The 19,025-nt window shown below is 62.8% G+C and carries 15 protein-coding genes and 1 pseudogene; 2 read left to right on the top strand and 14 right to left on the bottom strand.

Annotated elements, in window-relative coordinates:
* Positions 1–112: 112 nt before the first annotated feature.
* Positions 113–1,321 (bottom strand): response regulator transcription factor, encoded by a 1,209-nt coding sequence (locus tag SFHG_RS04945; protein WP_202898099.1) that lies wholly within the window; start codon positions 1,319–1,321, stop codon positions 113–115.
* A gap of 643 nt (positions 1,322–1,964) precedes the next feature.
* Between SFHG_RS04945 and SFHG_RS04950 the strand changes: the two genes are divergently transcribed.
* Positions 1,965–3,617, top strand: a complete 1,653-nt coding sequence (locus SFHG_RS04950; protein WP_042434466.1) for an FAD-binding protein — start codon at positions 1,965–1,967, stop codon at positions 3,615–3,617.
* Positions 3,618–3,759: 142 nt separating this feature from the next.
* Positions 3,760–4,446 carry a cytochrome c3 family protein gene (locus tag SFHG_RS04955; RefSeq protein ID WP_042434469.1) on the top strand — a complete coding sequence of 229 codons (687 nt, stop codon included), beginning with the start codon at positions 3,760–3,762 and terminating at the stop codon, positions 4,444–4,446.
* Positions 4,447–4,787: 341 nt separating this feature from the next.
* Here SFHG_RS04955 and ppdK read toward each other — a convergent pair whose 3' ends face one another.
* From ppdK to ftsY, 13 genes and pseudogenes are all read right to left on the bottom strand, one after another.
* Positions 4,788–7,514 (bottom strand): pyruvate, phosphate dikinase, encoded by a 2,727-nt coding sequence (gene ppdK / locus SFHG_RS04965; RefSeq protein ID WP_042434474.1) that lies wholly within the window; start codon positions 7,512–7,514, stop codon positions 4,788–4,790.
* Positions 7,515–7,561: 47 nt separating this feature from the next.
* Positions 7,562–8,455 carry a pyruvate, water dikinase regulatory protein gene (locus SFHG_RS04970; protein WP_042434477.1) on the bottom strand — a complete coding sequence of 298 codons (894 nt, stop codon included), beginning with the start codon at positions 8,453–8,455 and terminating at the stop codon, positions 7,562–7,564.
* Positions 8,456–8,611: 156 nt separating this feature from the next.
* Positions 8,612–10,699 carry a glycine--tRNA ligase subunit beta gene (gene glyS / locus SFHG_RS04975; protein ID WP_042434481.1) on the bottom strand — a complete coding sequence of 696 codons (2,088 nt, stop codon included), beginning with the start codon at positions 10,697–10,699 and terminating at the stop codon, positions 8,612–8,614.
* Between the two features lie 2 nt (positions 10,700–10,701).
* Positions 10,702–11,652, bottom strand: a complete 951-nt coding sequence (gene glyQ / locus SFHG_RS04980; RefSeq protein WP_042434484.1) for a glycine--tRNA ligase subunit alpha — start codon at positions 11,650–11,652, stop codon at positions 10,702–10,704.
* Between the two features lie 65 nt (positions 11,653–11,717).
* On the bottom strand, positions 11,718–12,284 hold the full coding sequence (gene lepB / locus SFHG_RS04985) for a signal peptidase I (RefSeq protein WP_042434487.1): 567 nt from the start codon (positions 12,282–12,284) through the stop codon (positions 11,718–11,720).
* A gap of 84 nt (positions 12,285–12,368) precedes the next feature.
* A complete protein-coding gene (gene trmD / locus SFHG_RS04990) occupies positions 12,369–13,250 on the bottom strand; it encodes a tRNA (guanosine(37)-N1)-methyltransferase TrmD (RefSeq protein WP_042434490.1) in 882 nt (293 codons plus the stop codon).
* Between the two features lie 15 nt (positions 13,251–13,265).
* The gene (locus SFHG_RS04995) at positions 13,266–13,628 is read right to left on the bottom strand and encodes a ribosome maturation factor RimM (RefSeq protein WP_148514758.1); all 363 of its coding nucleotides are present in this window, start codon (positions 13,626–13,628) and stop codon (positions 13,266–13,268) included.
* Positions 13,629–13,786: 158 nt separating this feature from the next.
* Complete coding sequence (locus SFHG_RS05000) at positions 13,787–14,041, bottom strand: KH domain-containing protein (RefSeq protein WP_042434496.1); 255 nt, start codon at positions 14,039–14,041, stop codon at positions 13,787–13,789.
* Positions 14,042–14,048: 7 nt separating this feature from the next.
* Positions 14,049–14,288: pseudogene (gene rpsP / locus SFHG_RS05005) on the bottom strand (30S ribosomal protein S16); the annotation flags it as partial.
* 221 nt (positions 14,289–14,509) lie between these two features.
* Positions 14,510–15,016, bottom strand: coding sequence for a GNAT family N-acetyltransferase (locus SFHG_RS05010; protein ID WP_042434501.1), 507 nt, complete (start codon positions 15,014–15,016; stop codon positions 14,510–14,512).
* Between the two features lie 280 nt (positions 15,017–15,296).
* A complete protein-coding gene (ffh, locus tag SFHG_RS05015) occupies positions 15,297–16,709 on the bottom strand; it encodes a signal recognition particle protein (RefSeq protein ID WP_042434504.1) in 1,413 nt (470 codons plus the stop codon).
* A 123-nt stretch (positions 16,710–16,832) separates the two neighbouring features.
* Positions 16,833–17,840 (bottom strand): MBL fold metallo-hydrolase, encoded by a 1,008-nt coding sequence (locus tag SFHG_RS05020; protein ID WP_042434507.1) that lies wholly within the window; start codon positions 17,838–17,840, stop codon positions 16,833–16,835.
* Between the two features lie 5 nt (positions 17,841–17,845).
* Positions 17,846–18,769: a signal recognition particle-docking protein FtsY gene (ftsY, locus tag SFHG_RS05025; protein WP_042434509.1), complete on the bottom strand. Its 924-nt coding sequence runs from the start codon at positions 18,767–18,769 to the stop codon at positions 17,846–17,848.
* Positions 18,770–19,025: the final 256 nt, after the last annotated feature.

Consider the following 19,025-nt stretch of genomic DNA (forward strand, 5'->3'; position numbering starts at 1 on the left):
TATCGCCATGGCAGGCCATATGGTGATGGCTGACCTGCAGCAACGCGAGGAAGCAGAGCGCCTGAGCACCCTCACGCAGTTGCGGCCCATCGACCGTTTGCGCCAGCGCCGATCAGGCGTGCTTGCCAGCAGCAAGCTCTTCAACCGGAGCGTCCGCGTTGCTTTGCAGCCCATCGATGCCGATCAGGTCGAACAGCTCCTCACGCGAATGGATATCGAACTTCTGATACACATGGCGCACATGCGCTTTCGCGGTACCGTTAGCGATGAACAGCTCGTGCTCGATCTGCCCAACGGTTTTGCGTTGCGCCAGAAGCATGAGCACCTCGGTCTCACGCGACGTCAACCCGAACCGCTTCGCTAAAAGCTCGCAGCGATCCACGATCTCCTGCTTGCGCACGGCCTGGCCATCAGCCCCTGAACCATCGAAAAACGACGCTCCCCATTTATTGGACAGCTCCTTTTGAGATAGCAGCACGAACGTCCCCATGACCACGGCGACGATAGCTATGCCGATGGCGATGGTGGTGCCGCGCACACCACCGATATCGATCATCGACCCGTATTCGTATACGCACCGGCCAAGAAACATGAACACCAGACGAAGGCTGCGCTCCAAACCGAACAGCCATATCGCCGACACGCCGTAGCGATAGCACAGGTTCGAGCACAACACCATGATCAGGATGGTAAACGCGGTGTAGCCACCTGCCACGCAATACCCGCCGAACACGTCGTCGGCAAAACCGAACACGGAAATGGAGAACAGCGCAACCACCGTCAACGGCAACGCGATGCGGCAAAGCACGTTGAAATCGAATTTGTCGCGTCGCACCAGCACGCCGATGACCACGAGCACTGCCACGATGAACGTTCCCGGCGATGAATGCGGCCCGAACGCGCCACGGTAAGCACTCGATTCGATGATGCCGTACGAAAACGCGAAGAAGCCCATGAGCAACATGATCTTCCACGGCACGGAGACGCTCACCCACGTTTTCTGCGGCCGTTCGCCTTCGGGCAGCAACCCGAAAGCGCGTCGAGCGCACAACAGAGCCGCTACGGGAAGCAACGCCGTCATCGCAAACAACCACGGCATCTTAAAGCCCATGTACACATACACGATCAGCGCACCGAACACCAGGGATGACGCGTAATACAGCGTTACGCGGATGGGATTCAAGCATCCATACAGTTCGCTGAAGATCAAGATGATCAAGCCCAGGCCAAGACCACCGAGGACCGAACTCGCAAAGCAAAGCTCCAGCGCGATCGACGGCATGAAACTCGACGCGAACAGCAGCACGGTTGACAGTAGCATGAAACTGCCGCAAAGGATATATACCCGGGCTCTGTTGAACAGCGGGCCGATTCTACGCGCAAGCGCCACACACGCCAGCATTTCGACGATGGCGGTGAGATCGAAGATGTCGCGCATGGAAACGGAAAAGCCTGGAAGCCGACGAACGACCCCACAAAGGTGATCTCTATCCAGGCGCGGTACACGCCCAACCCTAGAAACGCCAACGGGATGGGCACCAGCACATCCCGCAAAGGACGGTGCGTCTTCTTCTCCTGGGCCTGATCGCCGCTTGATGGCTTCGCCGGCGCCACATTCTGCGCCGCTACATTCGAACTGTGCAAAACGCTCCCCCATCACCTTGTGCAATTGGGGTTATGCATCCATATAACCCCCTCTCCCTTCCCTCATTGTATACGACTGTTTAAGCGCAACGCTAATGCACTCAGAAACGGTCGCGCGAGTATTGCCTGTTCAAGAGCGGGTTATTTCAAGGGGTTATGGAAATAGTCCCCTTGATTTCCCAAGAGGCTGATGAATCGACGTGTTTGTGAAGATATTGTGCAGGGCACAGCAACGAGTTTTGGAGGGCGAAGGGATCGTTGCTCTGCCCCATCGAGCATGCAAGCGAAATGCGGGGCTCGCATACCGAAAGGAGTTACTCATGTCCAAGGAAATGTCGCGTCGCGATCTGCTCAAGATGAGCGGGCTGGCGGCAGCAGGCGTCGCGGGAGCATCGCTTCTGGGCGGCTGCGCACCGAAAGCGGCATCGAGCGCATCCGATTCAGGCAAGGCGGCAAACGGCGGCTCGACCGCCGCAACCACCGCGGCAGGCCACGAGCGCGCAGGGCTTCCGAGCTTCCTGAGCGCACCCGAGCCGATCAAGGACGTGAAAACCACGAAGGATTACGACGTCGTGATCGTAGGCGCTGGTGCTGCAGGCATCCCCGCCGCCATCACCGCCAAGGAAGCGGGCGCGAGCGTCGCCGTCATCCAGAAGGAAAGCACCGCCATCTCGCAAGGCAACACCGCAACGGGCATCCTGCTCGACAAGTCCGATCCCGCCGGCGTCGAAGCCGTGGTGTCGAAGCTGATTTCCGAGCATGATTACCGCGCTAAGCGCGAACAGGTGGAGCTGTGGGCGAAGAACTCCGGCGAGGCCATCACATGGCTGTTCAACCTGGCACAACAATGCGGCGCGCAGGTCTCCGACACCACGAAGAAGTGGACGTCAGGCATTGCAAAGGTCAACGACTACGAGATGAACTACTTGTCTATCGACTTTGGCCCGAAGCCCTACAACACCGGCGAAGGCATGAAGGCGTTGGCTGAGTATGCGGAAAAGCAGGGTGTCGACTTCTTCTACTCCACCGAGGCGAAACAGCTCGTGGGCGACGCATCGGGCATCACGGGCGTTATCGCCAAGGGTGCCGAGGGCAACATTCAGTTCAACTCGAAAAAGGGCGTTATCCTGGCTGCCGGCGATTACCAAAACGACGACGAGATGGTGAACTACTATCTTCCGGATCTGAAGCATCTCGGCCGCAAGCAGACGAACAAGACCGGCGACGGACACAAGATGGCCATTTGGGCCGGCGGCGCGATGGAGGACCTCGGTCACACGAAGATGCTCCATGACTTCGACGCCGGTCCGGGCTCCATGTGCGATATGCCGTTTTTGGCGGTGAAGATGGACGGCACGCGCTTCTGCGATGAGACCTGCGGCATGTCGCTTATGAACAACTTCCTGCGCAGCGACGCCGATCAGGGCAACTATTGCCAGATCTTCGACAACAACTACACCGAGACGGCTGCAAGCTGGCCGGGCAAGCTGTTCGACCAGGAGGCCATCAAGGCGTACATGCCCGAAGAGCCCGGCGAGAAGAAGGGCGTTTACGAGGGGCAGATCGCAACGTTTAAGGCGGATACCCTTGACGAGCTTGCCAAGAAGCTGGGCATCACCGACGCGGCCGCGTTCAAGAAGGCCGTCGAGCGCTACAACGAGCTGGTTGCGAAGGGCAGCGACGAGGACTTCGGCAAGCAGGCTAAGTGGCTCACGCCCATCGACACCCCGCCGTTCTACGGCATCCATCGTCATGTGCGCGTATCGGCCATCGTGTCCGGCGTGAACGTCGACAAGCACATGCAGGTGCTCAAGGACGGTACCGAGGAGCCGATTCCCGGTCTGTTCGCCATCGGCAACGTTGCCGGTAACTTCTTTGCCGGCGTTGACTACACCATGTGGATGCCGGGCTTGTCCCTTGGCCGTGCCCACACGCAGGGCTATGTGATCGGCAAGTACGTGGCCGAACTGTAAAACCCATGACCTTCGGATAGGCGTTTCGGAGCGTTCGTCGTCCTCGAAACGCCCCCGAACGGATCATCCCCCTAAGCTGAGCGCCCTCCACTCCCTCCGAGCGCTCAGCGTCTTATTTGAACCGAGACAAAAGGAGCACACCATGGAAACGCCGACGAACAGCGTGGACGCGTGCAGCAAGAAGAGCAAAAAACCGCTGATAGCGGGTATCGTCGTTGCGGTTGTGGTGCTGGCGGGCATTGGTTTTTGGACATGGCACAACACGCCGGGTTTTTGCGGCGTGTGCCACACGCCCATGAGCACGTACGTTGCAACGTACGAAGCGCAACCTAACGCGCAAGCGACGGACAAATGGGGCAACGACGTAACGAATTCGAACGCCATGTTGGTGGTCACGCATAAAGAAGCCGGCGTAGAATGCCTGTCGTGCCACGTCCCGAGCATCAATCAGCAAATCGGCGAGGTGACCGAGACTATCACGGGCGATTATTACTACCCGCTTTCTGAAGTCAGCATTTCCGCTTTGCAAGAGAATTCCGGGCAGAACGCAAGCGACGAAGCCGCCTTCCGCCTGAAAAGCGGCTGCCATGTCACCGCGAGCGGCACCGAGATATCCACGCGCGAGGACTTGATGAAGGCTACTGCGGACAAAGCATTCAACCCGCATAGCAACCATCACGGCGAAGCAAACTGCAGCGATTGCCATAAATCGCATCGCGCATCGGTGATGCAGTGCACGCAGTGCCACAACGACGCCGCGGCAAGCATGCCGGAGGGCTGGGTGGATTACAAGACCGGAAAACAGATCGCAGAATCCGCCGTCAAGTAAAGCCACCGCCAAGCACGACGCGCATGGTTGAGAACGACCAGTGAGCCAAAATGTTACGAAGACAGCTCGGCTCATCGCGAAACGAAGGGAGCTCCCATATGGGAGCTCCCTTCGTTTCCCAGGAACATCTCGCGCTTGCCGGAAGCAGGAACATCCTACACTTGCTGGAAGAAAGAGAAATTGCGCCTGCCGGAAGAAATAGAGAGCTCCCTTATCAGGAGCTCTCTTCGCATTTCATGCTCTTGCTCGAGGCGGAACCCCCCCTGCTCACATCTGACAAAAAAGGGAGCTCCCACATGCGGGAACTCCCTTCATGAAGCTAACAATGCGCAAACGCTAGCCTACTGGGCCTTCTTGGCCTCGATGGCAGCCTGGCCGGCGGCCAGACGGGCCAGCGGCACGCGGTAGGGGCTGCAGGACACATAGTCAAGGCCGATGGCGTTGAATGTGTGGATGGAGTCCGGATCGCCGCCGTGCTCGCCGCACACGCCGCAGGTCAGGTCGGGGTTGCCCTGGTGACCCAGTTCGACGCCCATCTTCACCAGCTTGGCAACGCCGGGGTCGACCGTGGCGAACGGGTTGAAGGGCAGCAGGCGCTCCTGCAGGTACTGCGGGATGAACTCGGCCTCGACGTCGTCGCGGCTGAAGCCGAACGTCGTCTGGGTGAGGTCGTTGGTGCCGAAGGAGAAGAAGTCGGCCTTCGTGGCGATCTCATCGGCGGTAACGGCCGCACGCGGCAGCTCGATCATGGTGCCGATCTGGATGTTCAGCTCGACGCCCTGCTCGGCGGCAACCTCGGCGATGGTCTGCTCGGCGACCTCGCGCAGCTTGGCCAGCTCGGGAACCACAGACACCAGCGGGATCATGATCTCGGGCTTGGGGTCCAGGCCCTCCTTCTTCAGCTGGGCAGCGGCGGTTGCGATGGCGCGCACCTGCATCACAGGGAGGATGGGGTACACGATGCCCAGGCGGCAGCCGCGAAGACCCAGCATGGGGTTGGCCTCTGCCATGGCGTCGATCTGCTCCATGAGGGCGCGCTTCTCGGCGATGACGCCCTTGTCGCCGCCGGTGGCCTCGAGGCGGGCGATCTCGACGTCGAGGGCACGCGGGCTCTCCAGGAACTCATGCAGCGGCGGATCGAGCAGGCGCACGATGACCGGCAGGCCGTCCATGGCCTTGAACATGCCATAGAAATCGCCCGTCTGAGCCTCGAACAGCTGGTCGACGGCCTTCTGGCGGACATCCTCGTCCTCGTTGAGGATGAAGGTCTGGATGATCTGCTTGCGATCGCCCAGGAACATGTGCTCGGTACGGCACAGGCCGATGCCCTGCGCACCGAAGTCGCGGGACAGCTGTGCGTCCTCGGGGTTGTCGGCGTTGGCGCGCACACCCAGGGTGCGGAACTCGTCGGCCCACTCCAGGATGGTGTCCAGGTCGCCGGTGAGCTCGGGAAGCACCAGCTCGACGGCGCCGAGCACCACGATGCCGGTGGTGCCGTCCAGCGAGATCATGTCGCCTTCCTTGATGACGACATCGGTGCCGGAGACGACGGCCTGCTTCTTCTCAGCGTCGATCTTGAGGGCCTCGACGCCGCACACGCACGGGGCGCCCATGCCGCGGGCGATAACGGCAGCATGGGAGGTCTTGCCGCCATGGCTGGTCAGGATGCCCTCGGCGGCGATCATGCCGGCCAGGTCGTCGGGGTTGGTCTCCCAGCGGACGAGCACGCACTTGCGGCCGGCCTCTGCGGCGGCCACGGCGTCGGCGGCGGAGAACACGGCCTCGCCGACGGCAGCGCCCGGGGAGGCGTTCAGACCGCGGGCCAGCACATCGTACTCGGCGTTCTTATCGAACTGCGGGTGCAGCAGCTGGTCGAGCTGCTCGGGCTCGACGCGCATGACGGCCTCCTCCTTGGAGATGAGGCCCTCCTTCTCCATCTCGATGGCGATGTGCAGCGCGGCGGCGGCGGTGCGCTTGCCGACGCGGGTCTGCAGCATGTACAGCTTGCCCTGCTCGATGGTGAACTCGATGTCGCACATATCGCGGAAGTGGTTCTCGAGGACGACGAAGATCTCCTCGAGCTGCTTGCCGGCCTCTTCAAGGCCCTCGACGTGCTTCAGCTCGGCGATGGGGCTGGTGTTGCGGATGCCGGCCACGACGTCCTCGCCCTGGGCGTTGACCAGGTAGTCGCCGTAGAACTCCTTCTGGCCGTTAGCGGGGTTGCGCGTGAACGCGACGCCGGTGGCCGAGGAGTTGCCCTTGTTGCCGAACACCATGGACTGCACGTTGACGGCGGTGCCCAGGTCATCGGCGATCTTGTTCTTCTTGCGGTACAGGACGGCGCGGGGGTTGTTCCAGCTGCCGAACACGGCCTCGATGGCCAGCTTGAGCTGCACCATGGGGTCCTGCGGGAAGGCGACGACGCCATCGACCAGCAGGCTGGGATACTCGACGCCGGAGACGTTCTCGGAGAAGATCTTCTTGAACTCGGCCACGAGCTCCTGCAGGTCCTCTGCGGTCAGGTCGGTGTCGGAAGCGGCGTTGCGGCTGTTCTTCATGACGTTGATGGCGTTCTCGAACAGATCGCCGTCCAGGCCCATGACCACGTTGGAGAACATCTGGATGAAGCGGCGATAGGAGTCCCATGCGAAGCGCGGGTTCTCCGTCTGCTTGATCAGGCCGTTGATGGACTGATCGTTCAGGCCCAGGTTCAAAACCGTGTCCATCATGCCCGGCATGGACATGGGAGCGCCGGAGCGCACGGAGACCAGCAGCGGGTCCTCGGCGTCGCCGATCTTCTTGCCGATGCGCTTTTCCAGGTCAAGACGGTACTCGTGAATGGTGTCGAGCGCGCCCTCGGGCCAGGTGTTGTCTGCGTTGGCATACTCCATGCAGGTTTGGCACGTGATGGTGAATCCCGGAGGCACCGGCAGGCCGATGTTGGCCATTTCGGCCAGGTTGGCGCCTTTGCCGCCAAGGATGGCCTTCATATTGGTGTTGCCCTCGGTGACGTTGTTGCCCTCGGCGTCCTTGCCGAAAGCGTACACACGCTTGACTTCTGCAGTCACTTTCTTACTCCTAACGTAAGGTCGTCCGAATACGGGACTTAGTTCAATCAGGACCTGATCACTATATCAGCACCTTGCGGGTGAGCCCGTTCGTAGTACCGCAAAATCTCTTGAGCGGTTTCCTCAACGGCGCGATTTTCGGTGTGAATGACGATGGCCCCCAGTTTTCGCATGAGCGCGCGGGCGCGTTCGAGGTCCTCGTAGACGTATTCGGGATCGGCATATTGCGATGCCGCCACGGCTGCGTTGCCCAGGCGACGCTGCCGGATCCCCACCAAAACGTCGGCGGTGGTCATCAAGCCGAACAGGCGCGTGCGATCCACCTCGTACACCTCCTTCGGGGGCTCGGTGGACGGGTCGAGCGGGATGTTGGAGACCTTGTAGCCCTGCTGCGCCAGGTAGATGGAGGTGGGCGTCTTCGAAGAGCGCGACACGCCGAGCAGCACGATGTCGGCCTGCGACATCTCCTGCGGGTTGCGGCCGTCGTCGTGGGCGATGGTGAACTCAATGGCCTCGATACGGCGGAAGTAATGCTGGTCGGCCACGTGCAGGCCGCCGGGGCGCTTCGAAGGGGTCTGCCCCGACAGCTTGGCGATGGCGTTCATGGCGTCGGTCATAAGGTCGACCGCCACCACGTTGGGCAGGCTCTCGCAATAATCCGACAGGCTACGGCGCAGATCGCCGTCGACGAGCGTGTAGAAGATGAGCAGGTTCTCGTCGCCTTTTAGGCGCTTGTGCAGCTGGCCGTGCTCGGCGATGAACTGCTTGACCTCCTCGAACGAGCGCACATGGGGAAGCACCTCGATGTTGGGGTTCGTGACGCCGAACTGGGCGGCTGCGGCGCGGGCCAAGGCCTGTGCGGTAAGCCCCACCGAGTCGCTGACGACATGGATGGTGGGCAGCGGCGTGGTGTTCTCGTGCACGATGAACTCGCCTTGCATGGGCGTCCTCCTTGCAGACGGTGTCTTGCGGGTATGGAAAAGGGGCGGCAGGCCGTATCGGCCGCCGCCCCTTGAAGTGTACACGCTTTCGCGTTACGGGGTGCGCGGGGTTGCCCTCGCCTCTCCTTCGCTACCGGTTGAAAACGGTAACCGGCACTACTTGGACTTCGCCATCTTGCCGAAGTCGGCCACGTTGGCGAACACGGCCACGAAGCGGTTCAGCAGGCGCAGGCGGTTATCGCGCAGGGCCGCATCCTCGTCCATGACCATGACGTCGGCGAAAAAGCCGTCGATGGGCGCGCGCAGGGCGGCCAGCTGGGACAGCGCGGCTGCGAAGTCGTCGGATGCAAGCGCGGAGGCCACGGCCTGCTCGGCGGTTGCCACGGCGCCCGCGAGCGCGCGCTCAGGTTCGGTGAGCAGGGCATCGTCCACGTCCTCGCCCAGCTCGGGCTTGCGCAGGTTGTTCGCACGGGCGTAAGCCGTGGCCAGGTTGTCGAACGTCTCCGCATCGTTGGCGCGGGCATCCTCGAGCGCATGGGCGCGCTGGCTGATGACGGCCGGCTCCTCCACACCCGCGGCCAGCACGGCGTCGATGGTGTCGGCATTGACGCCACCGTCGCGCAGCATGACCTTGGTGCGGGTGACGAAGAAGTCGACCACCTCGGCGCGTACGGCGGCAGCGTCGAAGGCCACGCCCTGCGCGGCGAAGCTGGCAAGCGACTCGTCGATGGCGGCGGCAAGCGAGATGGGAAGGCCCGTCTCGAGCATGTTCACAATGCCGATGGCGCTACGGCGCAGCGCGAACGGGTCGGAAGAGCCGGTGGGACCCTGGCCGACCGCGAACAGGCCGCAGATGGTGTCGAGCTTGTCAGCCAAGGCGACCAGCTTGCCCACCGTGGTGTCGGGCAGCGCATCGCCGGCGAAGCGCGGCTGATAGTGCTGGCCGATGGCCTGGGCGACCTGCGGCGTTTCCCCGGAGGCGGCGGCGTAGTAGCTGCCCATGACGCCCTGAACGCTGGTGAACTCGATGACGGCGTTGGTGACCAGGTCGGCCTTGCACAGGCGCGCGGCACGCTTCGCATCGGCTGCGTCGGCGGCGCTAAGCTGGGCGTCGGCGGAAAGGGCGCAGGCCAGCTTCTCCAGGCGCACGGCCTTCTGACGCACCGTGCCCAGGGACTCCTGGAACACCACCTTGTCGAGCTTCTCGATATAGGACTCCAGCGGATGCTTGAGGTCCTCCTCGTAGAAGAACTTCGCGTCGTCGAGACGAGCGCGCACCACGCGCTCGTTGCCGTCGATGATGGTGGCGGCGCATTCGGGGTTGCCGTTGGAGACGATGATGAACTTGTTCGTCAGCTTGCCCGCAGCATCGTAGAGCGGGAAGTAGCGCTGATGCATGAGCATGGCGTCGACGATGATCTCCTCGGGCACCTGCAAAAACTCCTCGTCGAAGGTGGAGACGAGCGGCTGCGGGTACTCGGAGAGGTTGACCACCTCGAGCAGCGTCTTCGCGGGAAGGTCGGCGGTAAAGCCGGTTTCGGCCTCGATGGCTGCCACGCCCTCGCGGATGATGCGCTCGCGCTCGGCCTGCGTGGGGATCACGTAGGCGGCGCGGATGACGTCGAGCAGGTTCGCGGCGGTATCCACCGTGTGCTTGCCGGGAGCCAGCACGCGATGGCCCATGGTGAAGTTAGAGGACTCGGCGCCGGCGAAGCTGACGGGCAGGACGACGTCGTCGAGCATGGCCACGATCCAGCGCACCGGGCGAACGAAGTACTCGCGATATGCGGCCCAGCGGCAGGAGCGGGGCCACTTGATGGCGGTGATGAAGCCCGCCAGTACATCCGGCAGCAAGTCGGCCACGGGCGTTGCCGGGATGTTCTTGGTGGCGAACACGTACTCGGTGCCGTTGACCTCGCGGCGCTCGAGGCTCTCGGGCGAGAGGCCCTTGCCACGCGCGAAGCCGATAGCCGCCTTGGTGGGGTTGCCGTCGGCGTCGAAGGCGATCTTGGCCGCAGGGCCCTTGTACTCCTCAACGAGCGCCTCGGTGGCGTCGGCCACGCCGTAGGCCATGACGATCAGGCGGCGGGGGCTGGAGTGGATCTCGATGGAATCGTAGGGGATGCGCGCATCGGCAAACGCCGCGGGCACCATCTTCTCCAGCTGCTTGTTAGCGGAATCAAGGTCGAACGCGGGGATCTCCTCCACGCCGATCTCGAACGCGAGAGTGTGCTTATCGGCCATGGTTACTCCCCTTTCTCGTTCTGATCGTCCTGATCGTCGCCGACGACCGTGGCGATGTAGGACGCGCAGCACTCCTTGACCATGGAGCGCACGCGCAGGATGTAGGCCATGCGCTCGGTTGCGGAGATGACGCCGCGGGCGTCGAGCAGGTTGAACGTATGGCAGCACTTCAGCACCCAGTCATAGGCGGGCAGCGGCAGGTTGTGCTCCAGGCACAGGCCGGCCTCGCGCTCGTACTGGTTGAAGGCCTCGAACAGAAACTCGGTGTTGCCCACCTCGAAGTTGTACGTGGAGAATTCGCGCTCGTTCTCCAGGTACACGTCGCCGTAGGTGAACTCCACGCCGTCGTCGCCGCGGGCCCAGATGATGTCGTAGACGCTGTCGACGCCCTGGATGTACATGGTCAGGCGCTCAAGGCCGTACGCGATCTCCACGGGCACGGGAGCGCACTCGAAGCCGCCCACCTGCTGGAAGTAGGTGAACTGCGTGACCTCCATGCCGTTAAGCCACACCTCCCAGCCAAGGCCCCATGCGCCGAGCGTGGGCGACTCCCAGTCGTCCTCGACGAAGCGCACGTCATGCTTGTCCGGATCGATGCCGATGGCGCGCAGGCTGCCCAGGTACAGGTCCTGGATGTTGTCCGGGCTGGGCTTCATGAGCACCTGGAACTGGTAGTAGTACTGCAGGCGGTTGGGGTTCTCGCCGTAGCGGCCGTCGGTAGGACGGCGGCAACCCTGCACGTAGCAGGTGCGCCACGTGTCGGGGCCCAACGAGCGCAGCGTGGTGGCGGTGTGGTTGGTGCCTGCGCCCACGGCGCCGTCGTAAGGCTGCAAAACGACGCAGCCCTGGGCGGCCCAGTAGTGCTGCAGGTTCATGACGATGTCCTGGAACGTGGGCGGCTGGGAGCCGGCACATCCCGTTGTCGCGTTCGCGGCGAAGGTTTCGGTTGACATGGTTCTCCTTGTCTGGTTCCGCTGGTCCTTGCTTGCCTACTTGAAAACTGTCGGGCGACGCGCCCCTACTCCAGCAAGCCGAAGTCGGGCACGGGCCAATATACCAGCACGCCCCTGCCCGTTACCGAGCTTGTGGGGACCGCGCCGAAGTATCGCGAATCCTGTGAGTTGGTGCGATTGTCGCCCATCACCCAGATGTAACCGGAAGGAACGGTGTACGGGAAGGTGATGGTGGAATTGGTGAGCGGCAGCGTGGGCTTGCCATGCGTGTAGGTTTCGGTTTGAGCCACGCCGTCGATGTAGAGGAAGCCGTCGCCGTCGATGTCAATGGTTTGGCCGGCGGTGGCTATGCAGCGCTTGATGAGCGTGCGGCCCGGGATCTCGGGGTCGGAAAACGTGACGATGTCGCCGGGTTGCGGGTCGCGGAAATAGTAGCTGACCTTCTCGGCGAACACCATGTCGCCGGTCATGATGGTCTCCTCCATGGAACCGGAGGGGATCTCGTAAGCGGTGAAGACGTACGTGCGCAGCGCCCAGGAAAGCCCCAGGACGAATGCGATCATGATGAGAAGGCTCAAAAATGAGCGCAGTATTCCGCCTTTTTCCCCGGTGGCGTGCTGACCTGCGGACATGATGTCGTACGTTTCCTTTCTTCAGGGCCCGCGCAAGCGGCGCCCGATAAGCGCTTAGCTGCTTATGATACCGCGCTGCGGCCGCTACCGGCCTTCGGTCGATAAAGATTGCAGAAATGCCCGGTCGGCATCGGGCAGCTCCATGCCCTCGAGCAAGTCGGGGCGCAGGCGATAGGTGCGCACGAGGCTTTGCTCGCGGCGCCATCGGTCGACCGCACCGTGGTTGCCGGACAGCAGAACCGCCGGCACCTCCATGCCGTTGAAGTTAGCAGGGCGCGTGTACTGCGGGTATTCCAGCAAGCCGTCGGCGAAGCTTTCGCCCAAGGCGCCCGTTTCGGCGCCCAGGACGCCGGGAAGCTTGCGCACCACGGCGTCGATGACCACCATGGATGCCAGCTCGCCGCTGGTGAGCACGTAATCGCCCAAAGAGATGACCTCGTCGGCCAACGTGTAGGCTCGCTCGTCGATGCCCTCGTAGTGGCCGCAGATGAACAGCAGGCGATCCTGCTTGGCAAGCTCGCAGGCGCACGCGTCGTCAAAACGGCGGCCCTGCGGGGCAAGGAAGATGGTGTAGGGCTTGGAAGCCTCCCGATCGACAGGGGCTGGGGAGGCGTCGCTAAGCGCTTGCTCGGCAGCGTCCGAGTCGGAGCCTTCGCAAGGCGCCTGTTCAGCAGAAGCGGCAGCGCCCTCCCCCTGGGCCGATTCGGCAGGGGCCGAAACAAAGTCGCTGCCCGTTGCGCCGCACAGCGATTCGTAGGCTTCGAAGATGGGGGCGCACTTCATGACCAGGCCGTCGCCGCCGCCATACGGCTCGTCGTCGGTGGTGCGATGGCGGTCGTGCGTCCAATCGCGCAGGTCGTGCGCCTTGAAATCCAAGATGCCCTTTTCCTGGGCGATGCGCATCATGGAAGCGCCCATGACGGATTCGTACATATCGGGAAACGTGGACAACGTTTCGATGATCATGGGTACCTCCACAGGTTACAGATCGAGCAGGCCTTGCGGCACGTTGACGTATATGCAGCGCGTCTGCTCATCCACCCCTTCGAGAAACTCGTCCACAACGGGAATGAGCACGGTGCCTTCATGGCCGGCGCGCGCAACTTCCAGCAGATGCTGGCCTGGCATTTCGTTGATGGCCACGGCGGTGCCGATGGTGCCGGCTTCGGCATCCACCACCGTGAAGCCCTCGATGCCGCCTTCCTGCAGCTCGAGCACGTCATCGGGAAGGTCTTCCCGGCGTGCAAGAACATAGCAGCCCACCAGGGCATCTGCCTGGTTGGCATCGACGACGGTATCGAAGAACACCGTAGCGCCGCCCCGGGCCTCGGGACGAACCTCCACCACGGTGCCTTGACGCGGAACATCGATCACCGGAGGCACGAAAGCGCAAAAGAGGCCCTCTTCAAGCAAAAAAGGGAGACCCGCCACGCTACGCGCGACGAGCCCTCCCTTCAAGTGCTTAGCTTTCGTGAATTCGGCTACGCGAACCCAAGCGCCCATTAATCGAGCAGCTCCACGTCGACATGGGTGTTCGTGGAAGAAGCCGCGGCACGCGCAAGCGTGCGGATGGCCTTGATCACACGGCCCTGACGGCCGATGACCTTGCCCGCGTCCTCCTCGTTGACACGAACCTCGACGAAGATGGAGCCATCTTCGGTTTCGCGCGCATCGATGACCAAGTCGTCCGGGTTATCGATGAGCGGACGGATCACGGACTCTACGAGCCCAGCGATTTCCTCGGTCTGCGCTGCCATAAGCTTACGCCTGCTCGCGGAACTTCTTGATGAGGGCGGCAACCGTGTCGGTGGGCTGAGCGCCGTTGGCCAGCCACTTGTCGCACTTCTCCAGGTCGATCTTGATCATTGCGGGCTCGGTCAGCGGGTTGTAACGGCCGATGTCGTCGATGAACTTGCCGTCGCGCGGGCAACGGGCATCGGCAACGACGATACGGTAGTACGGACGCTTCTTGGCGCCGTGACGGGCCAGGCGAATCTTAACCATGAAGAGTAACTCCTTCTTGTTCTTACTTGAATCCTCTTTGCCAGCCCGCAAAAAAGCGCGCAGCAAAACAGCAGTTGTTTATGATAAGGCGAAACGCCTCGATTGACAAGCCTTCGCTTCGGTTATCACCAGGTGTTCACGAATAAAGCGGACAAATGGAGGACCGCAACGAGCACCGGAAAGCCTTTGAGCCCCAAACCCGACCGGGCGGTCGGTCAGCCTCAGCAGGGCTGGGCGGTGTCGAGCGTGTCGATGTAGTAGATGAACATGTCCTCGTAGCCGCCGAGGCCGTTGATGAAGCCGCCGGGGATCATGCCGACCTTCGTGAAGCCCATGGACTCGTACAGGTGCTGGGCGGCCTCGTTGGAAGCGACCACGGCGTTGAACTGCAGGCCGCGGAAGCCCTTCTTGCCGCAGGTCTCGATGCAGTTCTCCACCAGCTTGCGGCCAAGGCCGAGGCCGCGCGAGGCGGAGGCCACGGCGAAGCTGGCGTTGGCGATGTGCGCGCAGCGCCCGATGCCGTTGGGATGCAGGATGTACATACCGAAGATGATGCCGTTGACGTCGGCCACCATGGTGGCGGTCTGAGCGGAGAAGAACTCATCGGCGTTCTGCTCTGTCAGCGGCGTGACCTGCGGGAACGCATCGCCCGCTTCCACAACCTCGTTCCAGATGCGCACCATGGCCTTGATATCGTCTGCGGTGTACGGACGGATCTGCAGCTCCATTGGTTTCCCCTTTCGTTCTCAGGCGCTCCCCTGTTGCGCCTGCCAAATATCAGTTTCGCACATTACGCCACGCCCTGCGCCTATCGCAGGGGCAAGCGGTTCTGGCGCCGGCGTCCCGACAAGGACGCCGGCGATGCATCGCATTCCGACGAAGCATCGCAAGCACGGACCTTATGGCCACGTCCGCGAAGCCGATGATGGAATGCCGGGTGCCGCAGCCTCGTGAGGTGCCGGCAACCGCATTGTCGAGCGGCTCCAGCAACCGTCACGCGGACCGGTGCTATTTGATATCGCCCATCATATCCTGGATCTTCTTCAGGTCTGACATCTTCATGCCGCCCATGCCCGGGATGCCGCGGCGGCGCTTGCCCTTCTTGCCGCGCTTGCCCTTGCCGCCCATCTCCTCGACCGCCGGCATCATGCGCTTCATCATCTTCTTCGTCTCATTGAACTTCTTCATGAGCTGGTTGACCTCAGTGACCGACACGCCGGCGCCGGCGGCGATGCGGGCACGGCGGCTGCCGTTGAGCAGGTCGGGCTTCTCGCGCTCGGCCTTGGTCATGGAGTTGATGATGACCTCCATGCGATCGAGCGCGCCCTCGTCGACCTGGCCCTGGCCCAACGCCTTGTCGCCGCCGGGAAGGGCGCTGATGAGCTTGGAGACGCCGCCCATCTTGCGGATCTGGCGGTTCATGGTGACGAAGTCGTTGAGCGTGAGCTGGCTTTTCATGAGACGCTCGGTCTCGGCCTGCTCCTCTTCCTGCTGCTGGACCTTCACCGCCGACTCGATGAGGCTGAGCATGTCGCCCATGCCCAGGATGCGGCGGGCCATGCGGTCGGGATGGAACTCCTCGAGCGAATCGGGCTTCTCGCCGGCGCTGATGAACTTGATGGGCTTGCCCGTGACCTCGCGGATGGACAGCGCGCCGCCGCCGCGGGCGTCGCCGTCCATCTTCGACATGATGACGCCGTCGAAATCGACGCGTTCGGAGAATGCCGCGGCCACGTTGACTACGTCCTGGCCAGTCATGGCGTCGACGACCATGAGAATCTGATCGGGCTTGACGGCCGACTTGATGGCCTGGGCCTCTTCCATCATCTGCTCGTCGACGTGCAAGCGGCCCGCCGTGTCGACGATGACCACGTCGCGCAGGTTGTCGATGGCGTCCTGCACACCGCCCTTGGCGATGGCCACCGGGTCCTTGCCGTCGCCGCGGAACACGCGCACGCCGATCTCGTTGCCGAGCGTTTCCAGCTGATCGGCTGCGGCGGGACGGTAGACGTCGCAAGCGGCCAGCAGCGGGCTGTGGCCTTCCTGCTTCAGACGGTACGCCAGCTTGGCGGCCGCAGTGGTTTTACCGGAGCCCTGCAGGCCCACGAGCATGATGACGTTGGGGATGCGGCTGGAGAGCACCAGCTTGCTATCGGTACGGCCGAGCAGCTCGGTGAGCTCGTCGGTGACGATCTTGATGACGTTTTGCGTCGGGGACAGGGAGTCGAGCACCTCGGCATCAAGGCAGCGCTCCTTCGTGCGCGCCACGAACTGCTTGACCACCTTGAAGTTGACGTCGGCTTCGAGCATGGCCATGCGCACCTCGCGCATGGCGGAGTTGATGTCGTCCTCGGTCAGGCGGCCCTTGCCGCGCAGGCCCGAGAAGATGCCTTGCAGGCGATCGGAAAGGTTATCGAACATGAGCGCCTCTTCTTGCGTGTCACGTATGCTTACAATCTTTTGGATTATAGCCGAAGGGCGGCGGGCGGAAACCTTCGGCCGGCAAAACAGCGAAGCGAGCCCATAAGGGCCCGCTTCGAGCGATTAGCGCACGGATTCGTAGAGCTGGATGCCGTCGCCGTAGGTTTTCGCCTTGATGCTTCCGTCTGCTACGAGGTGCTTGAGATAGACGATGCCCTGGGTGAGCATGATGTAGCGCTGCATGATGGGGATGTCCTCCCAGTCGTCGAAGGGCACGTTCCACCTGATAGCGCGGATGATCTGGTAACCCGACAAGCGCGGGTTGCGCGCGACGATGCCGCACACCTCGTCGAGTCGCTTCAGGTGATGCTGGGCCAGCCAATCGAGGCGCTGCTCGAAATCGGGGCGGATGGGGCCGTGCGAATGGAACAGCTGCGAGATATGCAGGTTCTGCACGCGCTTGATGCTGTCAAGATACGCCTGCAGCCCGTCGCCTTCGCGCGGGAACAGCGCGATGGAGGGGCTGATGACGAACAGCGCATGGTCGCCGCCGAACAAGATGCGGCTTTGCGGCTCGAACAGCGACAGATGCCCGGGCGTGTGGCCGGGCGTTTCCACGACCTGCAGCCCGTAGCGGCCCACCGTAACCGTGTCGCCGCCGCGCACGAAGGCCGTCCGCAGGCGCTGCGGGTCGAACAGGGGCTGCTCGACGCCCAAGCGCGCGGCCGTGGTGGCATCGGACAGAGCCACGCCCTGCTGGCGATACGTCCGCGTGAGCGCATCGAGGAACACGCCGGTGCGCGTGACGCGCGCCTCGCCCAGCTCGACGCCGCCCACGAACAGCGGCGCGCCCTCGGGGACCACACGGTCGATCAGGCCGGCATGGTCCAGGTGGAAATGCGTGAGGAACCACTTGGCGCGGCCGCGGTCCACGCCCAGCTCATCGAGTGCGTCCGACAGCACCTTCGCACCCTCATCGGAAGGCGCACCGGTATCCACCACGAGCGCCTCGCCGCCATCCATAATGACGTAGCAATTGGTGGCGGAGGTGGAGATGTTCTCGAAGGGCACCTGCACAAGATACACGTCGGGCGCGTGGAACACCTGCTCGATGCAAGCCGAGGTATCCATGGCGGTTACGCTTGACGCTGATCGAACGCGCCGACAAGAGCGCGTGCGAAATCATGGGCGTCGAAATCGCGCAGGTCGTCAAGGCCCTCGCCCACGCCAATCTTGATGATGGGCAGCTCAAGCTCGTGGCTGACGGCAAGCGCGATGCCGCCCTTGGCCGTGCCGTCGAGCTTCGTGACGATGAGCGCGTCCAGCTCGAGCTCGCGGTTGAACTCGCGCGCCTGCTGCAGGCCGTTCTGGCCGGTGGTGGCGTCGATGACGAGCACGGTGTAGACGGGCAGCTTCGAACGCTTGCGCACCACGTTGACGACCTTCGCCAGCTCGCGCATAAGATCTGCCGAGGTGTGCAGGCGCCCGGCGGTGTCGATGAGCACCAGGTCGGCATCTTCGGCCTCGGCGCGCTCGATGGTGTCGTAGCACACGCTTGCCGGGTCGGCGCCGCGCTCGCGCGTGACCATCTCGACGTCGGCACGGTTCGCCCACACCTCGAGCTGCTCGATTGCGGCGGCGCGGAACGTGTCGGCGCTGCCCAGGATGACCTTGCGGCCGGCGTCGTGCGCTTCCTTGGAAAGCTTGCCCACCGTGGTGGTCTTGCCCGTGCCGTTGATGCCCACGAACAGCACGCACGCCGGGTCGCCGCCGAGGATCTCCTGGCCGCCTTGCGTGAACGTATCGGCGATCTGGTCGTTGAGCATGTCGAGCACGGCATAGGCATCGGGAAGCGCCTTGCGCGTGGCCTGGTCGCGCAGGTTCTCAACGATGTCGCACGCCGCCGCTCCGCCGATATCGGCCAGGATGAGCGTTTCCTCCAAGCCGTCCCAGAACTCCTCGTCAAGGTCGGGACCGCGGTCGAGGAGGACGTTCATCTCCTCCTTGAACTTGTCGCGAGAACGTTGCAGCCCCTGGCTGATGCGGTCGAAAAATCCCATGTTGCTCCCCTTGTGTCGCAAACCGTCGCATGTTGTGCAGCGCCTTTCGGCATCGTTTCCCAACGGAGCGCCGATTGCACCGCGTGTTTCTTTCGGGAAGAAGTATACCCCGCCACCGAGGGCAAGGCATCCCAGGCAGCAGGCGAACAAGAATTACACGGGGAAGATAGAGCGGTAACCGGTTACAACCGGCACGCTTCCAGATACCTTGCCGCCATCCGGAAGGCTCCTCCGGTTCCCGGCGTCACCAACGGCC

It is taken from the genome of Senegalimassilia anaerobia JC110 (assembly GCF_000236865.1).
GTDB lineage: Bacteria > Actinomycetota > Coriobacteriia > Coriobacteriales > Eggerthellaceae > Senegalimassilia > Senegalimassilia anaerobia.

Excerpts from the sequence above, each read along its gene's own strand:
- SFHG_RS04945 (WP_202898099.1), bottom strand. The coding sequence starts at position 1,321 with ATGCTACTGTCAACCGTGCTGCTGTTCGCGTCGAGTTTCATGCCGTCG.
- SFHG_RS04950 (WP_042434466.1), top strand. The coding sequence starts at position 1,965 with ATGTCCAAGGAAATGTCGCGTCGCGATCTGCTCAAGATGAGCGGGCTG.
- SFHG_RS04955 (WP_042434469.1), top strand. The coding sequence starts at position 3,760 with ATGGAAACGCCGACGAACAGCGTGGACGCGTGCAGCAAGAAGAGCAAA.
- SFHG_RS04970 (WP_042434477.1), bottom strand. The coding sequence starts at position 8,455 with ATGCAAGGCGAGTTCATCGTGCACGAGAACACCACGCCGCTGCCCACC.
- glyS (WP_042434481.1), bottom strand. The coding sequence starts at position 10,699 with ATGGCCGATAAGCACACTCTCGCGTTCGAGATCGGCGTGGAGGAGATC.
- glyQ (WP_042434484.1), bottom strand. The coding sequence starts at position 11,652 with ATGTCAACCGAAACCTTCGCCGCGAACGCGACAACGGGATGTGCCGGC.
- lepB (WP_042434487.1), bottom strand. The coding sequence starts at position 12,284 with ATGTCCGCAGGTCAGCACGCCACCGGGGAAAAAGGCGGAATACTGCGC.
- trmD (WP_042434490.1), bottom strand. The coding sequence starts at position 13,250 with ATGATCATCGAAACGTTGTCCACGTTTCCCGATATGTACGAATCCGTC.
- SFHG_RS05000 (WP_042434496.1), bottom strand. The coding sequence starts at position 14,041 with ATGGCAGCGCAGACCGAGGAAATCGCTGGGCTCGTAGAGTCCGTGATC.
- SFHG_RS05010 (WP_042434501.1), bottom strand. The coding sequence starts at position 15,016 with ATGGAGCTGCAGATCCGTCCGTACACCGCAGACGATATCAAGGCCATG.
- ffh (WP_042434504.1), bottom strand. The coding sequence starts at position 16,709 with ATGTTCGATAACCTTTCCGATCGCCTGCAAGGCATCTTCTCGGGCCTG.
- SFHG_RS05020 (WP_042434507.1), bottom strand. The coding sequence starts at position 17,840 with ATGGATACCTCGGCTTGCATCGAGCAGGTGTTCCACGCGCCCGACGTG.
- ftsY (WP_042434509.1), bottom strand. The coding sequence starts at position 18,769 with ATGGGATTTTTCGACCGCATCAGCCAGGGGCTGCAACGTTCTCGCGAC.